Here is an 18,553-nt window from a genome sequence, read left to right as displayed (position 1 = left end):
TAAAGCTCCCTGAAAACATGCCGCGTATCGTAGGCGGTGAATGGTATCGGCGCCAGATACAACAGACGTGTAGCACGCACTTTTCAGACAATATCGTCGGCGCCGCAGAAAAAAATTCACAAACGCCCGCAAGCCACACCCGCCGCGCTTCATTTGCGACCTCCAGCACGCCAAAACAGTCATTTCGCCATTACTTGCTCATGGACCCCGAATCTGCGGCCGATACAACAGCGCAGACGTCCTCTTGCGTGCGGAGCACCCATGAAATTCAAGTCAATCCAGTTTTCCGTAGCGGCCCTTGCCGGCGCCATCGTCCTCAGTGTCGTGGCAGCCCTGGTGCTGTACGCGCTGTTTTCCGGTGCCCGGACGCAAGACATGGTCCAGGAACGGACCCAGGCGCAGTTCGAGCAAGTCATCGAGCAGCGCCTGACTTCCCTGGCACAAACCCAGGTCAGCCAGATCCAGCGCGAACTCGAAGCGCCGCTGCTGATTGCCGGGGGGCTGGTGCGGGTCAACGAACTGATCGGCACCCCGGGCGCCGATGGCCAGCCACAGGTGAACATCAGCCGCGAGCAACTGATCAGCCTGATCAAACAGAACGTCAGCCAGAACCCGAAGATTCTCGGCACCTACATCGGCTGGGAAAAAAACGCCCTGGACCATAACGATGCGGCCTACGTCGACACCAAGGTGGCCGGCATCGACGCCGCCAATGGACGCTTCCTGCCGTGGTGGTTCCGCAACGAGGACGGCAGCCTGGGCCTGGACAAACTGGTGGACGTCGACGACCAGAAAACCCTGTCCACCGGCATCCGTGCCAGTGAGTACTACCTGTGCTCGAAAGAGACCAAAAAATCCTGCGTGATCGATCCGGCGCCCTACAAGGTCGGCGACAAAATCGTCATGCTCGCCTCCTTTATTGAACCGATCATGCTCAACGGCGCCTTCCAGGGCATCGTCGGCGCCGACCTGTCGGTGAACTTCATCCAGGAAATGCTCCTGGGCGCCAACCAGAAACTGTACGGCGGCTCGGGCGTGATGGCGCTGATCGGCGGCAATGGCCGGATCGTCGCCTACACCAAGGACCCGAGCAAATTCGGTGAGAAGGTCAGTGACATCCTCGACAGCCAGCAGATTGCCAACATGGCCAATCTCAAGCGTGGCGAAGTGACCTACAGCGTCGACAAGGCCAATGGCCGCATCGAGTTGTACCTGCCGTTCGGCATCGGCCAGACCGACGCCCGCTGGACCCTGATGCTGCAATTGCCGCTGAACGCGGTGATGGCCGACCTGCAAAAACTCCAGGGCGATCTGGATAAGCAGCGCAAATCCGACACCTTCGGCATGGCCATGGTGGGTCTGTTGATCGCTGGTATCGGCTTGCTGGTGATCTGGCTGGTGGGCCACGGCATTGCCCGTCCACTCAAGCAAATGGTGGCCATGCTCGACGACATCGCCCAGGGCGAAGGCGACCTCACCCGTCGCCTGAGCAGCGACCGCGCCGATGAGTTGGGTTCGATCGCCAAGGGCTTCAACACCTTCCTCGCCAAGTTGCAGGCAATGATCACCCAGGTGGTGACGTCGGTGCAGAGCGTCAGCGATTCATCGGAACACACCGCCGACATCGCCATCCGCACCAACATCGGCGTGCACAAGCAGATGGCCGAGATCGATCAAGTGGCCACCGCGGTGCATGAAATGACCGCCACCGCCCAGGACGTGGCGCGCAATGCGACATCGGCGGCGCAGGCGGCCAGCCATGCCGACAAGGCCGCGGCGCAAGGCATGCAGATCGTGCGCGACACCTCGAATTCGATTGGGGTACTGGCGGTTGAAATCGGTAAAGCCGTGGCCGTGGTGCAGACCCTGGCCAAGGACAGCGAGAACATCAACGCGATCCTTACCGCAATTCGCGGGATCGCCGAGCAGACCAACCTGCTGGCGTTGAACGCGGCAATCGAAGCCGCCCGCGCCGGTGAACAGGGCCGTGGTTTTGCCGTAGTCGCCGATGAAGTGCGCAACCTGGCGCAGAAAACCCAGAAGGCCACCGAAGAAATCCAGACCATGATCCAGCAGTTGCAACAAGGTACCCGTGATGTGGTGCGGGTCATGGAAGACAGTCAGAGCCGCACCGATGAAAGCGTGCAGCATGCGGCGAAAGCGGCTGAAGCGCTGGAGACGATTACCCAGGCAGTGTCGGTGATCAACGACATGAACACCCAGATTGCCAGCGCGGCCGAGGAACAGAGCGCGGTGGCGGATGACATCAACCGCAACGTGATCAACATTGGGCAAGTGGCCAATGAAGTGGCCGGCGGGGCGGATGAGTCGAGTGCGGCCAGTGCCGATTTGACCAAGTTGGCGGAACAGCAGCGGCGCTTGATCAATCAGTTCAAGGTTTGAAGTGATCGTTCCCACGCTCTGCGTGGGAATGAATCCCGTGACGCTCTGCGTCACAGTGGACGCGGAGCGTCCGTGGCTGCATTCCCACGCAGAGCGTGAGAACGATCAACCCGGGGTCAAACACTCCGGCCCATTGAGCTTCGGATCATTCACCAGGTTCGCCAGCACCCGCTCGCGCAACGCGGCAGGTTCACCGGCCAGCAACCCCTGCAGCACATGCAACGGCGTCTCGGGATCCAGCCAGGCGGCCTGCCCTGCTTCATCAAGGATCAATGGCCGACGCTGACTCGCCGCCGGCTGAGTGATCACCGCCGTACTCAACCACACCTGTTCCTGCACCGGATACGCTTCCCAGATCGCCGCGAAAAACAGCGCCGAGCCCTCCCCCGGCGTCAACCAATACGGGCGCTTGCGCGTGGTGCCGCGCCATTCGTAGAAACCATTGGCCGGCAACAGGCAGCGGCGTTCGCGCAGGGCCTGGCGGAACATGGGCTGTTCGGCCACGGTTTCGGCCCGGGCATGGGCCGGGGTGCGCGACAAGTCGGTCAGCCATGGCGGCGTCAAGCCCCAGCGGGCACGGGCCAACTCACGCTGGCCGTCCGTGCCGGCACGCAGCATCAACACCGAATCGTTGGGAGAAATATTCCACTGGGCCTGCTGATCGGCGGGGAAGCCAGGCAGGGCCGCGAAGGCGGGGTTCCAGCGAAACAGGGCATAACGTCCACACATGGGGCAACACGACTCTTGATAAAACGACCGTCAGCCTAACAGACCAGCGTGCCGGGAAAACTTTCCGGTTCATCACCGGGCATCGGCAGCGCGGCATTGTAGGCGGTGATCAGTTCCCGGGCGTACTCGGCCTGATCGTTATCCACTGACAAACCCAGTAAACCGTAGATCGGCAATTCGCCGGTGCCGCCAAGCAAATCCCGCCCCACCAGATGCGCTTCGATGCCCTCGCTGGCCAGCATGCCTTGCAACAACTCGCCTTCCATCAGGTTTTCCGGTTCGTAGATTCGCTGCATCAGGCGCCCCTTTCATTCGTTCTCGCTATGAACTTCGAGCAACCATTCCTGACCATCGGTTTGCAGGACAAACGTGATTGGCCTGCAACACACCGGACAATCCTCGATATAGGTCTGATCGCCGCCGGACAAATCCAGCACGGCCTCGGCCTCTTCACCACAATACGGACATTCGTAGCGCTCGGTTTCCAGCATCGCGGTCTCCCAGGTGACTTGTGCGTATAATCGCCGGTCTATTTGCAGGGCTATTTTTGTCTGGCTACCTTTTCAGACCGTGCCCCGTTGGTTTTCGATCAAAACCTTTACTTACCCTAGCCGTTTCTAACAAGAGAGCATGATGGGCGAATTCGATGCCATCCGACCTTACGACGACAGCGAAGTCCCAGCGGTGCTGGCGCGGCTGCTCGGCGACAAGGCGCTTCTAGATATCCTCATTCACTTTCGCTTCCCGCGTTATGCCGGTGCTTTCGGCTGGATGCTCAAACCTCTTATAGCTCATCGGCTGCGCCGTGAGTTCGCCGGCGTCAACTCGGTGGCCACTTTGCAAGACAAGGTCGAGGTTTACGTCGACCACACCATCGAGCGCGCCACCGACGGTGTCACCTACACCGGCGTCGAGCAATTCAAGTCCGGCAGTGCCTACCTGTTTATCGCCAATCACCGCGATATCGTGATGGACCCGGCCTTCGTCAACTATGCCGTGTACCACGCCGGCCTGCCGACACCGCGCATCGCCATCGGCGACAACCTGCTGCAAAAGCCATTTGTCAGCGATCTGATGCGCCTGAACAAGAGCTTCATCGTGCACCGTTCGATCACCGGTCGCCGCGAGAAGATGGCGGCTTACCAATTGCTGTCGGCCTACATCAACCACTCGATCCGCAACGACTGCGCCTCGATCTGGATCGCGCAGGCCGAAGGCCGGGCCAAGGACGGCGACGACCGCACCGAGTCGGCGATCCTCAAGATGTTCCACATGAGCCGCAAGGACGAGCCGTTCGGCGAAGTGATCCAGTCGCTGAACGTGACCCCGGTGTCGATCAGCTACGAATACGACCCGTGCGACCAGGCCAAGGCCCGCGAGCTGTTCATCCGCGCCACCACTGGCAGCTACAGCAAAGTGCCGGGCGAGGACGATGTGAGCATCGCCAAGGGCATTACCGGCTACAAGGGCCGGGTCCACGTGAACTTCGCCGCGCCGATCACCGAGCTGTTTGACGACACCAAGCAGTTGGCGATCGAGATGGACAAGCAGATCCTCGGCGGTTACCGGTTGTTCCCGGTGCATTACCTGGCGTATGCGCAGTGGAAGGATGCGGATCCGCAGTTGCAGGTGCCGAAAGCCGCCGAGGTGTTCGCGGCGGATGAACTGACCAAGGCGCAGGAAGAATGGCAGCGCCGGCTAGAGGCCTGCCCTGAGGAACATCGACCGTTCCTGGTGTTGCAATATGCGACGCCGGTGAGGAATCAGTATCGGGTGAAGGCTGGGTTGCCGCTTTAAGCGACAAGATCAAAAGATCGCAGCCTCGTTGCACTCGACAGCGCCTACAGGATGAATGCGATCCCATGTAGGAGCTGTCGAGTGCAACGAGGCTGCGGTCTTTTGCTTTTAGCGATTCAGAAGCGGGTACTGACCCACGAAACCACCAGCGCCACGCCCAGGCAGGCAAAACCGAATCGATAGAAAAACCGGTTCATGCGCTGGGTGGCGCCATCGAGCATCAACATCGCGTCATCGCCACGACGGCTCTGGGTATGCGCCTCAAGCACCGCCAGCGCACGCTGTTCGCGGCGACGGGTGGCATGCAGCAGCCAGCAGCCCGGGAAGGCAATCAGCAAGGCCAGCAGGTTGATCAACTTGGCGGGATGGTTGGTAAACAACGAAATCAAATGCAACGACATCACGGACCTCGGGCAAAACTGACGTGGCAGACGCCGAACCGGCGACCGCGGCGCGGATTCTACCGAAAGCGTGCGACAAATAACGAACCATTGGGCCGATTGCTGTCTTGTGTCATGGCGTCGTCATCTGAATGCGCCAGTCTGTCGCCCCTCGAAACCGACACAGAGCACAGCATGCTGCACGCCGAAAACCAGGACCGCCTCTACCTCATCGCCCAAAGTGACGAACAGCAGAATCTCGTCGGCAGCCTCGCCTTCAACGTTCAGGACCGCCATTGGCTGGTGTATTGCGCCCTCGGCGGGCATCAGCATGCCGACTTGCCGGAGACGGATTTGCTGACGGGCGTGAGCGTGCTGGATTTCTACTCTCAAGCCGCATAAGCCCCTTGTAGGAGCGAGGCTTGCCCGCGAAGGCGGCGCAACATCCAACATTGATATCGGCTGACACACCGCTTTCGCGGGCAAGCCTCGCGCCTATAAGGGATCGCGGCGGGCATGAAAAAGCCCGGGGCCATCACTGGCACCCGGGCTTTTTTGCCTCTCGCGAACGCTTATTCGCCGAGAATCTGACCCACGGTCGGGTCCTTGAACAGACGCGTCAGGGCATCGCTCAACACATCGCTAACCAGCTTAGTGTTGGTTTCCTGGTTCGGCGCCATGCCGAAACGCTGGTCCAGGGAAGCACCGTAACGACCGCTATAGCGACGATTGGCGTTCTGCACGTCGGAGCGGAAGGTCGCGCCGATGGTGGCTTCCGTCACGTACATGCCTTCTTTAGGCGACTGGTACTTCAGCTCGGCCAGGGTCACGGTCAGTTGCGGCGCGTTCATGCCGTTGGACACCGGGGTGAAACCCAGCAAACGCACGGCGGCTTCGGCCTGGGCCTGCAACTTCGGCAGGATCTGCGCGCCCTGCACGGTGATCGCGCTGGTCTCAGGGTACAGACCGCCACGGGTGCCCAGGGTTGGCGACGGACGACCGTCCACCACACGCACCACCACTTGCTGGCCATGGCCAACCGCCGCCAGCTGAGTGGTCAACTTTGGCTCCGGGTTCAGTTGTTGCGGGCTGTGGGCGCAGCCAACCAGGGTCAAACTGGTCACAGTGATCAAACCGAACAACAGGCGTTGCAACATGCTCTTCTCTCCAGAATCAGGCACAAACAGGCCCGCAGTATAGCGGTGGGCCATCGTCGCGAACTAGCGTCTCGCAACGATTGCTGAAAACTCTGACAAACCCCGCACCAGCCGGTTCCTGTCACACAGCTGTCACCGCTCATACACATTGGCGTCACGGCCTGCTGGCAACCTTCACAGCAGTCACCCCACAAGGTACTTCGCCATGCGTTATCTGATCTCGCTGTTCGCTCCACGCCCGTTGCACCGCAGCTTTGCCTTGCTTGATCGCAATGGTCATTGCCAGGCCTTCAAGCAGTGCAGCCTCCAGCCGATGGGCGATGGCTGGGTCGAAATCGAAGAAATCCGCCTCAACTGGCTGCACCATCCCCTGCCCCCGAGCGCCCGCATTCGGCAGAGTCAGCCTCGCTCACGAGTGCAGGCGCTGTTGTCCATCTGACCAGACGCCTAATAAAAGTCATTATTCACGACCATTTCCCCGCGTTTCTTAGATACAATCTCCCCCCGATTATAAGGACGTCTCCTGATCGGGCCTCGCAGCACCGTCAATGCTCCGGTATTGGCACCCCGCACCGCCCACAGAGAGCCGCCCACACAGATCGAGTGAAGCTGGCGCGCTTGCTGTTCCCTGAGCAAAACCCCCACTTTTCGCGAATCTGCAGAGCTGTCATTACGCTCGGTCACTGAGCTGTTTGCCCGTTTTGCCTGTCATGTACTCCATGGCGGCAATCCATCCGGGCACGGTGCCAGGCTGGGGCAGCCCTTTTTTGAGGTTCACGTCTTCAAAAGAGCGTGAAAAAAACGGGTTTTCACAACTTCACAAGAGTGTGGCGAGCAAATGAATAGTTTTGCGTCTGAACATGCACCATTAGCGTCTGAAACAGCCCAACGACACAGGAACGGGTACGCCTCGAATACCGGAGCCTGAAGCCTGTCCGCTACGGATTTGGTTGCACAAACGGATGTCTCGACCATAAGTCGAATTGCCAGTCGTGTGCTGAAATGAGTTCATATCACTCATAGGCCCGGCCGGTAGCGTCCGTCGAAGTTGCGAAAAATTGCGAAGATTCGGACATGGCGATCCTGGCCATGGGTACTTGGGGCATCACTGACACGCCCCGGAACGCCTGGCAGCTATGCCGACAATTTGGTGCTGCAGATTTTGGAGACGCGTTAAATGGCGCATAACGAAGCAGTCGACGTAGTACTCGTAGGGGCCGGCATCATGAGTGCCACCCTCGCTGTACTGCTCAAAGAGCTCGACCCCGCGATCAAGCTGGAAGTCGTCGAGCTGATGGATTCGGGTGCCGCGGAGAGTTCCAACCCGTGGAACAACGCCGGGACCGGTCACGCCGGGCTGTGTGAGCTCAACTACACGCCGCAGGCCGCCGACGGCACCGTCGACATCAAGAAAGCCGTGCACATCAACACCCAGTTCGAAGTGTCGAAGCAGTTCTGGTCGTACCTGACCAGGAAAAGCACTTTCGGCTCGTGCAAGACCTTCATCAGCCCGGTGCCGCACCTGAGCTTCGTGCAGGGCGACAGCGGCGTGTCCTTCCTCAAGTCACGCTTCAATGTGCTGAGCAAGCACCACGCCTTTTCCGACATGGAATACACCGAAGACAAAGCCAAGATGGCCGAGTGGATGCCGCTGATGATGCCGGGCCGTTCGCCCGACGAAGTCCTCGCCGCCACCCGCGTGATGAACGGCACCGACGTCAACTTCGGCGCCCTGACCAATCAATTGCTCAAGCACCTGACCAGCGCACCCGATGCCCAGGTCAAGTACTGCAAGCGCGTGACCGGCCTGAAGCGTAACGGCAGCGGCTGGACCGTCAGCATCAAGGACGTCAACAGCGGCAATACCCGTGAAGTCGACGCCAGGTTCGTCTTCCTCGGCGCGGGTGGCGCGGCATTGCCGTTGTTGCAGGCGTCGGGCATCGAGGAAAGCAAAGGCTTTGGCGGCTTCCCGATCAGCGGCCAATGGCTGCGTTGCGACAACCCGGAAGTGGTCAAGCACCACCAGGCCAAGGTCTACAGCCAGGCGGCCGTGGGCTCGCCACCGATGTCGGTGCCGCACCTGGACACCCGCGTGGTCGACGGCAACAAGTCCCTGCTGTTCGGGCCATACGCCGGTTTCACCACCAAGTTCCTCAAGCACGGCTCCTTCATGGACCTGCCGCTGTCGGTTCGCGCCGGCAACATCGGCCCGATGCTGGCCGTGGCGAAAAACAACATGGACCTGACCAAGTACCTGGTCAGCGAAGTGATGCAGTCGATGGAACAGCGCCTGGAATCCCTGCGCCGCTTCTACCCGGAAGCGAAAGCCGAAGACTGGCGCCTGGAAGTGGCCGGCCAACGGGTGCAGATCATCAAGAAAGACCCGAAAAAAGGCGGCGTCCTGCAGTTCGGTACCGAACTGGTTGCGGCCAAGGACGGTTCTTTGGCGGCATTGCTCGGCGCTTCGCCAGGTGCTTCGGTGACCGTTTCGATCATGCTGGAACTGATCGAAAAATGTTTCCCGAACAAAGCCTCCGGTGAGTGGGCGGCCAAGCTGGCGGAAATCTTCCCGGCTCGGGAAAAAGTCCTGGAAACCGACGCTGCGCTGTATCGCAAGATCAACGCGCACAACAACGTCGCGCTGGAACTGGTTGAAGCCAGTAACGAGACCGAAAGCTACGCTTGATTCGGTCCCACAAAAAACGCCCCGTTCTCAGTGAGAGCGGGGCGTTTTTTTGTGCGCCTGAAAAGATCCTTGTGGCGAGGGAGCTTGCTCCCGCTTGAGTGCGCAGCACTCACAAAATCTCCGTTGCTCGCAGAATATTGGGGCCGCTTCGCAGCCCAGCGGGAGCAAGCTCCCTCGCCACAGGTGCCGGAGTGTCTGGAATTAACCGCGAACCTTGGCGATCAACTCGATGTACTCGGCCGCATTGCGCTGATCCTTGATCACCGCGACGAAATCATTACCGTGCTCATCCTTGCCGTCCAGGTCAAACCCGGCAGCGACGAAAAACGTCAGGAAGCGCTCGAAGTCGTCGATGCGCAGGCCGCGATAGGCCTTGATCAGTTTGTGCAGGGATGGGGAAGTGGCGTCGACCGGTTCAAAATCGAGGAACAGTTTGATTTGTTCATCGCCGATCTCGTCACCAATCACTTGCTTCTTATCTTTACGCATTGCCGACTCCAGCTCGCAGACATTTCACGGGGCGGGCAGTTTACCCCTCGATTGCCGCCAGGCTCAACGCGAACGCACGCTGCCAGTGTGCAGATCGGCCCAGACATGGCCGTTGGCGTAGCTGAGGAACTGGCAATACACCGTGTCATTGCGCAGCAGATCGATCACCACCCGGTATTGAGAGACGGGGTAGTAGAGCGTCAGGGTTTTGCTCTTTTCGTCGTAGATCGGCTTTTTCAGGCTTTTGCTTTCGCCGTCGAAGTTGACCAGCACCTGAGTGATGGTCGCACCTTTGTTCAGGGATTTGCCCTTGAGGCGGATCAGCAGCGGCGACGTCACCGGGATCGGTTGCTGGGTCGATTGGCGCTGACTGCCCACCACGACGGAATAATCGGTGACTTGCAGCAGTTGTTGCTGCTCCGGTTCGGCGTCATGCAGGGTCAGGTCGTCCGGCGGCAGGAACTGCGCGTGCATCGGCGCCGGGGCGGCGGCCAGGGGCAGGCTGAGGGTCAGCAACAGGGCGGCGCAGCTGCGGATCAAAAGGCTCATGACGGGCTCCGGAGGGCGGGCTGAGCACTGTAGCAGCTGCCGAAGGCTGCGTCCGGCGGCGAAGCCGACGTGAAATCAAACACTGCGGTTGTCAGTGAAATCGTGGAGTCAGGATTACGACGGCTTCGCCGCCGGACGCAGGCTGCGCCAGCTGCTACAGAGCCAGCGCATACCGCGACGGGTTTACATGCCTTTAACGGCAAAAATCCCGTTGGCGTTACGCCAGTAGCCTTTGTAGTCCATGCCGTAGCCGAAGATGTAGCGATCGATGCATGGCAGACCAACGAAATCGGCTTTGAGGTCCGGGCGAGCCTTGCGGTCGTGGTCCTTGTCGATCAGTACGGCAGTGTGCACGGCGCGGGCGCCGGCGTGTTTGCAGTAGTCGATGATCGCGCCCAGGGTGTGCCCTTCATCGAGAATGTCGTCGATGATCAGCACGTCGCGGTCGAGGAACGAGACTTCCGGCTTGGCTTTCCAGAACAGGTCGCCGCCGCTGGTTTCGTTGCGATAACGGGTGGCGTGCAGGTAGGACGCTTCCAGCGGGAAGTGCAGATGGGTGAGCAGTTTGCCGGCGAAAATCAGCCCGCCGTTCATCACGCAGAACACCACTGGGTTAGTGTCAGCCAGCTGTTCGTTGATGTGTGCACCGACACGGGCGATGGCCGCCTCGACTTCAGCTTCGGTGTACAGGCAGTCAGCCTCTCGCATGATTTGACGGATATGCTCGAGATCAGCAGGCATGGCGCTCTCCAGGAGGGACGGATTCGGGAAAAGCGGGCAAAGGTACGCATCCAGCACGGCCGAATCAAGCGTTTGTGGACTAACGTACTGTATGTCTATAGGACAACACCCTCGGATAGATTAATCTAGGCCGGTTTTTTTGCCCGCCGCCGGAGCCTTTCCCCATGCCCATCCAAGAGATCCGCCATCCGCTGATCCGTCATAAACTTGGCCTTATGCGCCGCGCAGACATTAGCACGAAGAATTTCCGTGAGCTTGCTCAGGAAGTCGGTGCCCTGCTGACCTATGAAGCTACTAAAGACCTGCCGCTTGAAACCTACGATATCGAAGGTTGGGCCGGTACCGTGTCGGTCGAGAAAATCGCCGGCAAGAAAATTACCGTGGTGCCGATCCTGCGCGCCGGTATCGGCATGCTCGAAGGCGTGCTGAGCCTGATCCCGGGCGCCAAAGTCAGCGCCGTGGGCGTGGCCCGCAACGAAGAAACCCTGCAGGCCCACACCTACCTGGAAAAACTGGTTCCGGAAATCAACGAACGCCTGGCGATGATCATCGACCCGATGCTCGCCACCGGCAGTTCCATGGTCGCCACCATCGACCTGCTGAAAAAGGCCGGTTGCCGGGACATCCGCGCGATGGTGCTGGTCGCCGCCCCCGAAGGCATCGCCGCCGTCGAGAAAGCGCACCCGGACGTGATGATCTACACCGCGTCCATTGACGAAAGACTCAACGAGCACGGCTACATCATCCCAGGCCTGGGTGATGCCGGTGACAAGATCTTCGGCACCAAGCAGAAGGACGCTTGAGCATGCAGGAAGAGTTCAACGATCCGCTCTGGCGCACAGTGCTGTCGGGTGCGCAGATGCTGTTCGTGGCGTTCGGCGCCCTGGTGTTGATGCCGCTGATTACCGGCCTTGATCCGAACGTGGCGCTGTTCACCGCCGGCCTGGGAACGATTCTGTTCCAGATCGTCACCGGGCGTCAGGTGCCGGTGTTCCTGGCGTCGAGCTTTGCCTTCATCACCCCGATCATCCTCGCCAAGGGCCAGTTCGGCCTCGCGGCGACCATGGGCGGTGTGATGGCGGCCGGTTTCGTCTACACCTTCCTCGGCCTGGCCGTGAAGATCAAAGGCACCGGGTTCATCGACCGTTTGCTGCCACCGGTGGTGATTGGTCCGGTGATCATTTCCATCGGCCTGGCCATGGCGCCGATTGCCGCCAACATGGCGATGGGCAAGGCTGGCGACGGCTCGGAGCTGATTCATTACCAGACCGCGATGCTAATCTCGATGCCCGCGCTGCTGACCACGCTGATCGTCGCGGTATTCGGCAAAGGCATTTTCCGCCTGGTGCCGATCATCTCCGGCGTGCTGGTGGGTTTTGCCATGGCGTTCTACTTCGGCGTGGTCGACACGGCGAAGATTGCCGCGGCACCGTGGTTCGCGATTCCGCACTTCACCGCGCCGGAGTTCAACTGGCAGGCGATTCTGTTCATCGTCCCGGTTGCGCTGGCCCCGGCCATCGAGCACATCGGCGGCGTGATTGCGGTCGGTAGCGTGACCGGTCGCGATTACCTGAAGAAACCCGGCCTGCACCGCACCCTGCTCGGCGATGGCATTGCCACCACCGCTGCAGGCCTGTTCGGCGGCCCGCCCAACACCACCTACGCCGAAGTGACCGGCGCGGTGATGCTGACCAAGAACTACAACCCGAAAATCATGACCTGGGCGGCAATCTTTGCCATCAGCCTGGCGTTTGTCGGCAAGTTCGGTGCGCTGCTGCAAAGCATTCCGGTGCCGGTGATGGGCGGGATTCTGTGCCTGTTGTTCGGTTCGATCGCGGCGGTGGGCATGAACACGCTGATTCGCCACAAGATCGACCTGGGCGAGGCGCGCAATCTGGTGATTGTCTCGGTGACTCTGGTGTTCGGGATCGGCGGTGTGCTGGTCGGCACCGGTACTGGTCCGGACGACTTCGGCCTCAAAGGCATCGCGCTGTGCGCGGTGGTGGCGATTGCGCTGAACCTGTTGCTGCCGGGCAATGACAGCTGGAAGCACAAGAAGGCGGATGAGCCTTTGCTGTAACCGCTTCTGATCGTTCCCACGCTCTGGTCTGCGTGGGAACGATCATTACAACGCCAACGGCGCTCGCTCGCACAACGCATTCAACGCCTTCGCCCACTGCGGATCATCGTTGAGGCACGGCACCAGCACCAACTCCTCCCCTCCCGCTTCGCGGAACTGTTCCAACCCACGATCCCCGATTTCTTCCAGAGTCTCGATGCAATCGGCGACGAACGCCGGGCACATCACCAGGATCTTCTTCACGCCACTTTTTCCCAACTCATCGAGGCGTGCTTCGGTGTAGGGTTCGATCCACTTCGCTCGCCCCAGACGCGACTGGAACGATACCGACCACTTGCCATCCGGTAAGCCCATGCGCTTGGCGAACTCCGCCGCCGTGCGCAGGCATTGGGCGCGGTAGCAGGTCGCCAAAACCGCCGGCGAGGCGTTCTTGCAGCAGTCTTCATTCTTGAAGCAATGCTGACCGGTCGGATCGAGCTTGGTCAGGTGCCGTTCCGGCAAACCGTGGAAACTCAGCAGCAGGTGATCATAATCCTGCGCCAGATAAGGCCTGGCGCTGGCGACCAGCGCATCGAGGTATTCCGGCTGATCGTAGAACGGCTGGAGAATCGAGAGCTGCAGATCGAGTTTCTTCTCGCGTACCACCCGTTTGGCTTCCTCGATCACCGTGGTCACGGTGCTGTCGGCGAACTGTGGATAAAGTGGCGCAAGGGTGATGCGCTTGTGTCCCTGAGCAACCAGTTGCAGCAGTTTCGACTCGATGGACGGCTCGCCATAACGCATCGCCAGCTCGACGGGGCCATGGGTCCACTGGGCGGTCATGGCCTGTTGCAGACGTTTGCTCAGCACCACCAGTGGCGAGCCCTCCTCCCACCAGATCGAGGCGTAGGCGTGGGCCGACTGCTCCGGACGCTTGAACAGGATCAGCGACACCAGCAAGCGGCGCACCGGCCACGGCAGGTCGATCACATACGGGTCCATCAGAAATTGATTGAGGTAACTGCGCACATCCGCCACCGAAGTGGAGGCCGGTGAGCCCAGGTTGACCAGAAGCAACGCGTGATCGGTCATGCAACGTCCTATTTCAGAGGCGGCTGGACAGATCGTCCAGGGCCGCGCGTAAATCAGTGAACTGGAATGTGAAACCCGCTTCCAGCAAGCGCGCCGGCACAGCCTTCTGGCCGCCGAGCAACAGCAATGACATCTCGCCCAGGCCGACCTTCAACGCCAGCGCCGGCATGGGCATGAACGCCGGGCGGTGCAACACGCTGCCCAGCGTCTTGGCAAATTCGCGATTGCGCACCGGTTTGGGCGCGCAGGCATTATATGGACCGCTGGCGTCATTGCGATGCAGAAGAAAATCAATCAGGGCGATTTGATCCTTGATATGAACCCACGGCATCCACTGCCGACCATTGCCGATCGGCCCGCCCAGCCCCAGTTTGAACGGCAGCAACAACCGCGACAAAAAGCCGCCCTCGGCCGACACCACCAACCCGGTGCGCACCAGAACCACCCGAATGCCCAAGGCCTCGGCACGCTGGGCGGTTTCCTCCCAGGCGATGCACAACTGGCTGGCGAAATCATCGATCACCGGCGGCGAGTCCTCGGTCAACTCGCGCTCGCCACCGTCGCCATACCAGCCCACCGCCGAACCGGAAATCAGCACCTGGGGTTTCTGCTCGCGGGTTTCGAGCCAGGCCAGCAGAGATTCGGTCAAGGAGATGCGACTGCTCCACAGCAACGCCTTGCGCCGGGTCGTCCACCAACGATCGCCAATCGGCGCGCCCGCCAGATTGATAATGGCATCGAGCGGTTCCTCGCCAAGGTCTTCGAGTCGGGCTATCCCTCGCACCTGAGCTCCACAGATTTTCGCGACTTTTTCCGGAGAACGACTCCACACCGTCAGGCGATGCCCCTGACTCAACCAGTGATGGCAGAGCTGACGTCCTATCAAACCAGTACCGCCGGTCAGCAATATGTGCATGACTTCTTCCTCGCGTGGCGTTTTACCTTGATCACTAGTCTATTTTTATAAGCAGGGATCTTTGGTATCGGGCAGTGTCTGTGTTTAACAATAGGCCAAGCTGTCAGAACGAGAACGCTAAAAGTTATACCAAAAAACAATATTGTACAGGTTTAAACCACGGCGTAGTCTGTACAGAAAGGTAAACGAGGCCCCTATGACTGTACCTATCGCAATCATCGGCACCGGCATCGCCGGGCTCTCAGCCGCCCAGGCCCTAACGGAGGCCGGGCATGTCGTTCAACTTTTCGATAAAAGCCGTGGCAGCGGCGGACGCATGTCGAGCAAGCGCAGTGACGCCGGTGCTCTGGACATGGGTGCGCAGTATTTCACGGCCCGTGACCGGCGCTTCGTCACCGAAGTGCAGCGCTGGCAAGCCAATGGCTGGGTCGCCGAGTGGACGCCGCAGCTCTATACGTTCCAGGGCGGCCAGCTCAACCTCTCGCCGGACGAACAGACGCGCTGGGTCGGCACCCCACGCATGAGCGCCATCACCCGCGCGCTGCTCGGTGACCTGGAAGTGCATTTCGCCTGCCGCATCACGGAAGTCTATCGCGGTGAAGAGCACTGGCATCTGCAGGACGCCGAAGGCTTCACTCATGGCCCATTCAGTCATGTGGTGATCGCGACGCCGGCGCCTCAGGCGACCGCGTTGCTGGCCTCGGCGCCGAAACTCGCGGGTGCCGCCGCCGGGGTCAAAATGGACCCGACCTGGGCCATCGCCCTCGCCTTCGACAAACCGTTGGATACGCCCATGGAAGGTTGCTTCGTGCAGGACAGCCCCCTCGACTGGCTGGCCCGCAACCGCAGCAAACCCGGGCGCGACAACACGCTCGACACGTGGGTATTGCACGCCACCAGCACCTGGAGCCGGCAACATATCGACCTGCCCAAGGAAGCCGTGATCGAGCAACTGCACGGTGCGTTCGCCGAGTTGCTGCACAGCGCCATGCCCGCTCCGACCTTCAGCCTCGCCCACCGCTGGCTCTACGCCCGCCCTGCCAGCAGTCATGAATGGGGCGTGCTGGCCGATGCCGATCTGGGTTTGTATGTGTGTGGCGACTGGTGCCTGTCCGGTCGCGTCGAAGGGGCCTGGCTCAGCGGCCAGGAAGCCGCCCGCCGCTTGCACGCGCACCTGCAGTGAACCGCCTCAATCCCGCGAAATTGCTGCTGTCGAAATGGACAGCAGCCCAACCGAAAAACCGCGAAAAACATTTTCTGGTGACGCAGCTGTTCCGCGATGAGGACGGCACGGTGCTGGCGGTTGAGTTGCAGGCGGTGTTGACTCAACGCAGTGAGCGCATTGATTGGCAGACCCTGCGAGACAAATCCCTCTGGCAAATGGGCTGGACGTAGGAAGCTGCCGAAGACTGCGATCTGATCGTTCCCATGCTCCGCGTGGGAATGCCTCTTGGGACGCTCCGCGTCCAGTGACGCGGAGCGTCACGGGCTGCATTCCCACGCAGAGCGTGGGAACGATCTACCTCCCGAAAAAACCTATACAAATAATTTGACTTGTACAGCTTCGAATCTATGATGAAGATTATGTTGTACAGAGCCGTCACTCTGTACAGGTTCAGATTCGAGGTGCTTCGATGTCCATTGCCCCCGCCAAACCGAAAATCGCGATCAGCGCCTGCCTGATGGGTGCCGAGGTGCGCTTCAACGGCGGGCACAAGGAATCGCGGCTGTGCAGTCGCACCCTCACTGATTATTTCGATTTCGTCCCGGTGTGCCCGGAAGTCGCCATCGGCCTCGGTATCCCCCGCGAACCGATCCGCCTGGTGGGCGATCCCGACCGTCCCGAAGCCATCGGCACGGTCAACCCCGAGATCAACGTCACCCAATCCCTCGCTGCATACGGTCAGCAAATGGCGGCCGAACTGGATGACATCTGCGGCTACATCTTCATGCAGAAATCGCCGTCCTGCGGCCTGTTGCGGGTCAAGGTCTACCACGCCAACGGCGCTTCGGTGGACGGCGGTGGTCGCGGCATCTACGCCCAGGCCTTTTGCGAACAACATCCGGATTTGCCAGTGGAAGAAGACGGTCGCCTCAACGACCCGGTATTGCGGGAAAACTTCCTCACCCGAGTCTTTGCCTACAGCGCCTGGCAACAATTGCTCAAGGAAGGTCTGACCCGCCGCGGCCTGATCGACTTTCACTCGCGCTACAAGTACCTGCTGATGGCCCATAACCCGGTGCAATACAAAACCCTCGGCAACTTGCTGGGCAACATGGGCCAGACCGATCCGCAAGCACTCGGCCCGCGCTATTTCAGCGAGCTGATGGAGGCGCTGAAAAAATGCGCCACCCGCCGCACTCATACCAACGTCCTGCAACATATCAGTGGTTATCTCAAACAGGCCCTCAGCGCTGAAGACAAACAGGAAATGCAACACGTCATCGGCCAGTACCGCCACGGCATCGTACCGCTGGTGGTGCCTTTGACGCTGCTTAAGCACTACTTCCGCCAACACCCGGATCCGTACATCGCGCAACAGGTTTACCTGCAACCGCACCCGGAAAACCTCAGCCTGCGAAATGCGATCTAAATGAAAATCCCACTCGACAGCAGTGCCAGCGAAGACCTCGGCGCCGACTTCAAGAAAGCCCTGGACGAAGGCTGGCTGCCGATTCGTGAAGTGGCGCGCCAGACCGGGGTCAACGCCATTACCCTGCGCGCCTGGGAACGGCGCTACGGCCTGATCGTGCCGCAACGCACACCCAAGGGGCATCGGTTGTTCTCCGCCGAGCACGTGCAACGGATTTTGACGATCCTGACCTGGCTCAATCGCGGCGTTGCCGTCAGCCAGGTCAAGCAACTGCTCGATACCCCGCAAGCCTTCACCGATCCGGTGGAAAACGATTGGCAACGGCTGCGCCACACACTGCTTCAAGCCGTCACGCTACTGAACGAACGCACCCTCGACGATACCGTCAACCAGGCCATGGCGCTGTACCCGCCACGGACCTTGTGTGAACAACTGCTGATGCCGTTATTGACCGAATTGGAACAACGCTGGCAGGGGCAGTTCGGCGCGCACATGGAGCGCGTGTTCTTTTATTCCTGGTTACGCAGCAAATTCGGCGCGCGCATCTACCATAACAACCGTCAGTTGCACGCCGCACCGCTGCTGTTAATCAATCATTCGGATCTGCCACTCGAACCTCACGTGTGGCTCACCGCGTGGCTGATCAGCAGCGCCGATTGCCCGGTGGAAGTGTTCGACTGGCCATTGCCGGCCGGCGAACTCGCACTGGCGGTCGAACACCTGCAAGCCCGTGGCGTACTGCTGTATTCCAGCAAAGCCATGAACCTTGCGCAGCTGCCGAAACTTTTGAATGGCGTCAGTTGCCCAAAAATGATTGCCGGAGCAACGGTGTGCATCCACCACGCCGAGTTGTCGGTAAAAACCACTGAAATCGCTGATTTGTTCCTGGCCGAAGATCCCTTGTCGGCGCATCAGGATCTCGTTCAGCGTGGGCTGATTTAATGTTGAGTGCCGATACCAC

Annotated in this window: 21 protein-coding genes and 1 pseudogene; 12 read left to right on the top strand and 10 right to left on the bottom strand. The window is 60.1% G+C overall.

Annotated elements, in window-relative coordinates:
* Nucleotides 1-261 precede the first annotated feature (261 nt).
* Nucleotides 262-1,548: pseudogene (locus HKK53_RS33075) on the top strand (HAMP domain-containing protein); the annotation flags it as partial.
* Between the two features lie 12 nt (nucleotides 1,549-1,560).
* Entirely contained in the window at nucleotides 1,561-2,403 is an 843-nt protein-coding gene (locus tag HKK53_RS33070; protein ID WP_442962295.1) for a methyl-accepting chemotaxis protein, read from the top strand.
* 105 nt (nucleotides 2,404-2,508) lie between these two features.
* On the opposite strand, the gene HKK53_RS25905 is transcribed toward HKK53_RS33070, so the two are convergent.
* From HKK53_RS25905 to HKK53_RS25895, 3 genes are read right to left on the bottom strand one after another with little or no spacing between them, the layout of a single operon-like run.
* Nucleotides 2,509-3,132 carry an SOS response-associated peptidase gene (locus HKK53_RS25905; RefSeq protein WP_054045626.1) on the bottom strand — a complete coding sequence of 208 codons (624 nt, stop codon included), beginning with the start codon at nucleotides 3,130-3,132 and terminating at the stop codon, nucleotides 2,509-2,511.
* Between the two features lie 35 nt (nucleotides 3,133-3,167).
* A complete protein-coding gene (locus HKK53_RS25900; RefSeq protein WP_123509219.1) occupies nucleotides 3,168-3,428 on the bottom strand; it encodes a putative signal transducing protein in 261 nt (86 codons plus the stop codon).
* Nucleotides 3,429-3,440: 12 nt separating this feature from the next.
* On the bottom strand, nucleotides 3,441-3,623 hold the full coding sequence (locus tag HKK53_RS25895; RefSeq protein ID WP_008153387.1) for a CPXCG motif-containing cysteine-rich protein: 183 nt from the start codon (nucleotides 3,621-3,623) through the stop codon (nucleotides 3,441-3,443).
* Between the two features lie 142 nt (nucleotides 3,624-3,765).
* On the opposite strand from HKK53_RS25895, the gene HKK53_RS25890 reads away from it, so the two are divergent.
* On the top strand, nucleotides 3,766-4,929 hold the full coding sequence (locus HKK53_RS25890; protein WP_178117465.1) for a 1-acyl-sn-glycerol-3-phosphate acyltransferase: 1,164 nt from the start codon (nucleotides 3,766-3,768) through the stop codon (nucleotides 4,927-4,929).
* Nucleotides 4,930-5,045: 116 nt separating this feature from the next.
* Here the strand turns inward: HKK53_RS25890 and HKK53_RS25885 are convergent, their stop codons facing one another.
* Nucleotides 5,046-5,330: a hypothetical protein gene (locus tag HKK53_RS25885; RefSeq protein ID WP_169373117.1), complete on the bottom strand. Its 285-nt coding sequence runs from the start codon at nucleotides 5,328-5,330 to the stop codon at nucleotides 5,046-5,048.
* 174 nt (nucleotides 5,331-5,504) lie between these two features.
* Here HKK53_RS25885 and HKK53_RS25880 point away from each other — a divergent pair, with 174 nt between their 5' ends.
* The gene (locus tag HKK53_RS25880; protein WP_010458215.1) at nucleotides 5,505-5,711 is read left to right on the top strand and encodes a hypothetical protein; all 207 of its coding nucleotides are present in this window, start codon (nucleotides 5,505-5,507) and stop codon (nucleotides 5,709-5,711) included.
* A gap of 170 nt (nucleotides 5,712-5,881) precedes the next feature.
* On the opposite strand, the gene HKK53_RS25875 is transcribed toward HKK53_RS25880, so the two are convergent.
* A complete protein-coding gene (locus HKK53_RS25875; RefSeq protein ID WP_169373116.1) occupies nucleotides 5,882-6,466 on the bottom strand; it encodes a YajG family lipoprotein in 585 nt (194 codons plus the stop codon).
* 205 nt (nucleotides 6,467-6,671) lie between these two features.
* Here HKK53_RS25875 and HKK53_RS25870 point away from each other — a divergent pair, with 205 nt between their 5' ends.
* On the top strand, nucleotides 6,672-6,905 hold the full coding sequence (locus HKK53_RS25870) for a hypothetical protein (protein WP_169373115.1): 234 nt from the start codon (nucleotides 6,672-6,674) through the stop codon (nucleotides 6,903-6,905).
* A 738-nt stretch (nucleotides 6,906-7,643) separates the two neighbouring features.
* Nucleotides 7,644-9,152 carry a malate dehydrogenase (quinone) gene (mqo, locus tag HKK53_RS25865; protein ID WP_169373114.1) on the top strand — a complete coding sequence of 503 codons (1,509 nt, stop codon included), beginning with the start codon at nucleotides 7,644-7,646 and terminating at the stop codon, nucleotides 9,150-9,152.
* Nucleotides 9,153-9,353: 201 nt separating this feature from the next.
* Here mqo and HKK53_RS25860 read toward each other — a convergent pair whose 3' ends face one another.
* From HKK53_RS25860 to HKK53_RS25850, 3 genes are all read right to left on the bottom strand, one after another.
* Nucleotides 9,354-9,641 (bottom strand): PA4642 family protein, encoded by a 288-nt coding sequence (locus tag HKK53_RS25860; RefSeq protein ID WP_169373113.1) that lies wholly within the window; start codon nucleotides 9,639-9,641, stop codon nucleotides 9,354-9,356.
* Nucleotides 9,642-9,704: 63 nt separating this feature from the next.
* Complete coding sequence (locus HKK53_RS25855) at nucleotides 9,705-10,190, bottom strand: hypothetical protein (RefSeq protein ID WP_169373112.1); 486 nt, start codon at nucleotides 10,188-10,190, stop codon at nucleotides 9,705-9,707.
* A 183-nt stretch (nucleotides 10,191-10,373) separates the two neighbouring features.
* Nucleotides 10,374-10,931, bottom strand: a complete 558-nt coding sequence (locus HKK53_RS25850) for a hypoxanthine-guanine phosphoribosyltransferase (RefSeq protein WP_133840271.1) — start codon at nucleotides 10,929-10,931, stop codon at nucleotides 10,374-10,376.
* Nucleotides 10,932-11,095: 164 nt separating this feature from the next.
* Between HKK53_RS25850 and upp the strand changes: the two genes are divergently transcribed.
* On the top strand, nucleotides 11,096-11,734 hold the full coding sequence (gene upp / locus HKK53_RS25845) for a uracil phosphoribosyltransferase (protein ID WP_123410117.1): 639 nt from the start codon (nucleotides 11,096-11,098) through the stop codon (nucleotides 11,732-11,734).
* A gap of 2 nt (nucleotides 11,735-11,736) precedes the next feature.
* Nucleotides 11,737-13,011, top strand: coding sequence for a uracil-xanthine permease family protein (locus tag HKK53_RS25840; RefSeq protein ID WP_121757255.1), 1,275 nt, complete (start codon nucleotides 11,737-11,739; stop codon nucleotides 13,009-13,011).
* Nucleotides 13,012-13,056: 45 nt separating this feature from the next.
* Here the strand turns inward: HKK53_RS25840 and hemH are convergent, their stop codons facing one another.
* Nucleotides 13,057-14,082, bottom strand: a complete 1,026-nt coding sequence (gene hemH, locus HKK53_RS25835) for a ferrochelatase (RefSeq protein ID WP_169373111.1) — start codon at nucleotides 14,080-14,082, stop codon at nucleotides 13,057-13,059.
* Between the two features lie 13 nt (nucleotides 14,083-14,095).
* Nucleotides 14,096-14,998, bottom strand: a complete 903-nt coding sequence (locus HKK53_RS25830; RefSeq protein ID WP_169373110.1) for a TIGR01777 family oxidoreductase — start codon at nucleotides 14,996-14,998, stop codon at nucleotides 14,096-14,098.
* Between the two features lie 196 nt (nucleotides 14,999-15,194).
* Between HKK53_RS25830 and HKK53_RS25825 the strand changes: the two genes are divergently transcribed.
* The 4 genes from HKK53_RS25825 to HKK53_RS25810 all read left to right on the top strand — a co-directional run bounded on the left by HKK53_RS25825 (nucleotide 15,195) and on the right by HKK53_RS25810 (nucleotide 18,534).
* Nucleotides 15,195-16,181 carry an NAD(P)/FAD-dependent oxidoreductase gene (locus HKK53_RS25825; protein ID WP_169373109.1) on the top strand — a complete coding sequence of 329 codons (987 nt, stop codon included), beginning with the start codon at nucleotides 15,195-15,197 and terminating at the stop codon, nucleotides 16,179-16,181.
* Nucleotides 16,178-16,393, top strand: coding sequence for a TIGR02450 family Trp-rich protein (locus tag HKK53_RS25820; protein ID WP_169373108.1), 216 nt, complete (start codon nucleotides 16,178-16,180; stop codon nucleotides 16,391-16,393). Before HKK53_RS25825 ends, HKK53_RS25820 begins: the two co-directional genes overlap by 4 nt.
* Before the next feature lie 239 nt (nucleotides 16,394-16,632).
* Entirely contained in the window at nucleotides 16,633-17,592 is a 960-nt protein-coding gene (locus HKK53_RS25815) for a YbgA family protein (RefSeq protein ID WP_169373107.1), read from the top strand.
* Nucleotides 17,593-18,534, top strand: coding sequence for a MerR family transcriptional regulator (locus HKK53_RS25810; RefSeq protein ID WP_169373106.1), 942 nt, complete (start codon nucleotides 17,593-17,595; stop codon nucleotides 18,532-18,534).
* The last annotated feature ends 19 nt before the right edge of the window (nucleotides 18,535-18,553 follow it).

Origin of the sequence: Pseudomonas sp. ADAK7, from assembly GCF_012935675.1 — a bacterium.
Taxonomy (GTDB): domain Bacteria; phylum Pseudomonadota; class Gammaproteobacteria; order Pseudomonadales; family Pseudomonadaceae; genus Aquipseudomonas.
This window is presented reverse-complemented; position numbering and strand designations above follow the sequence as displayed.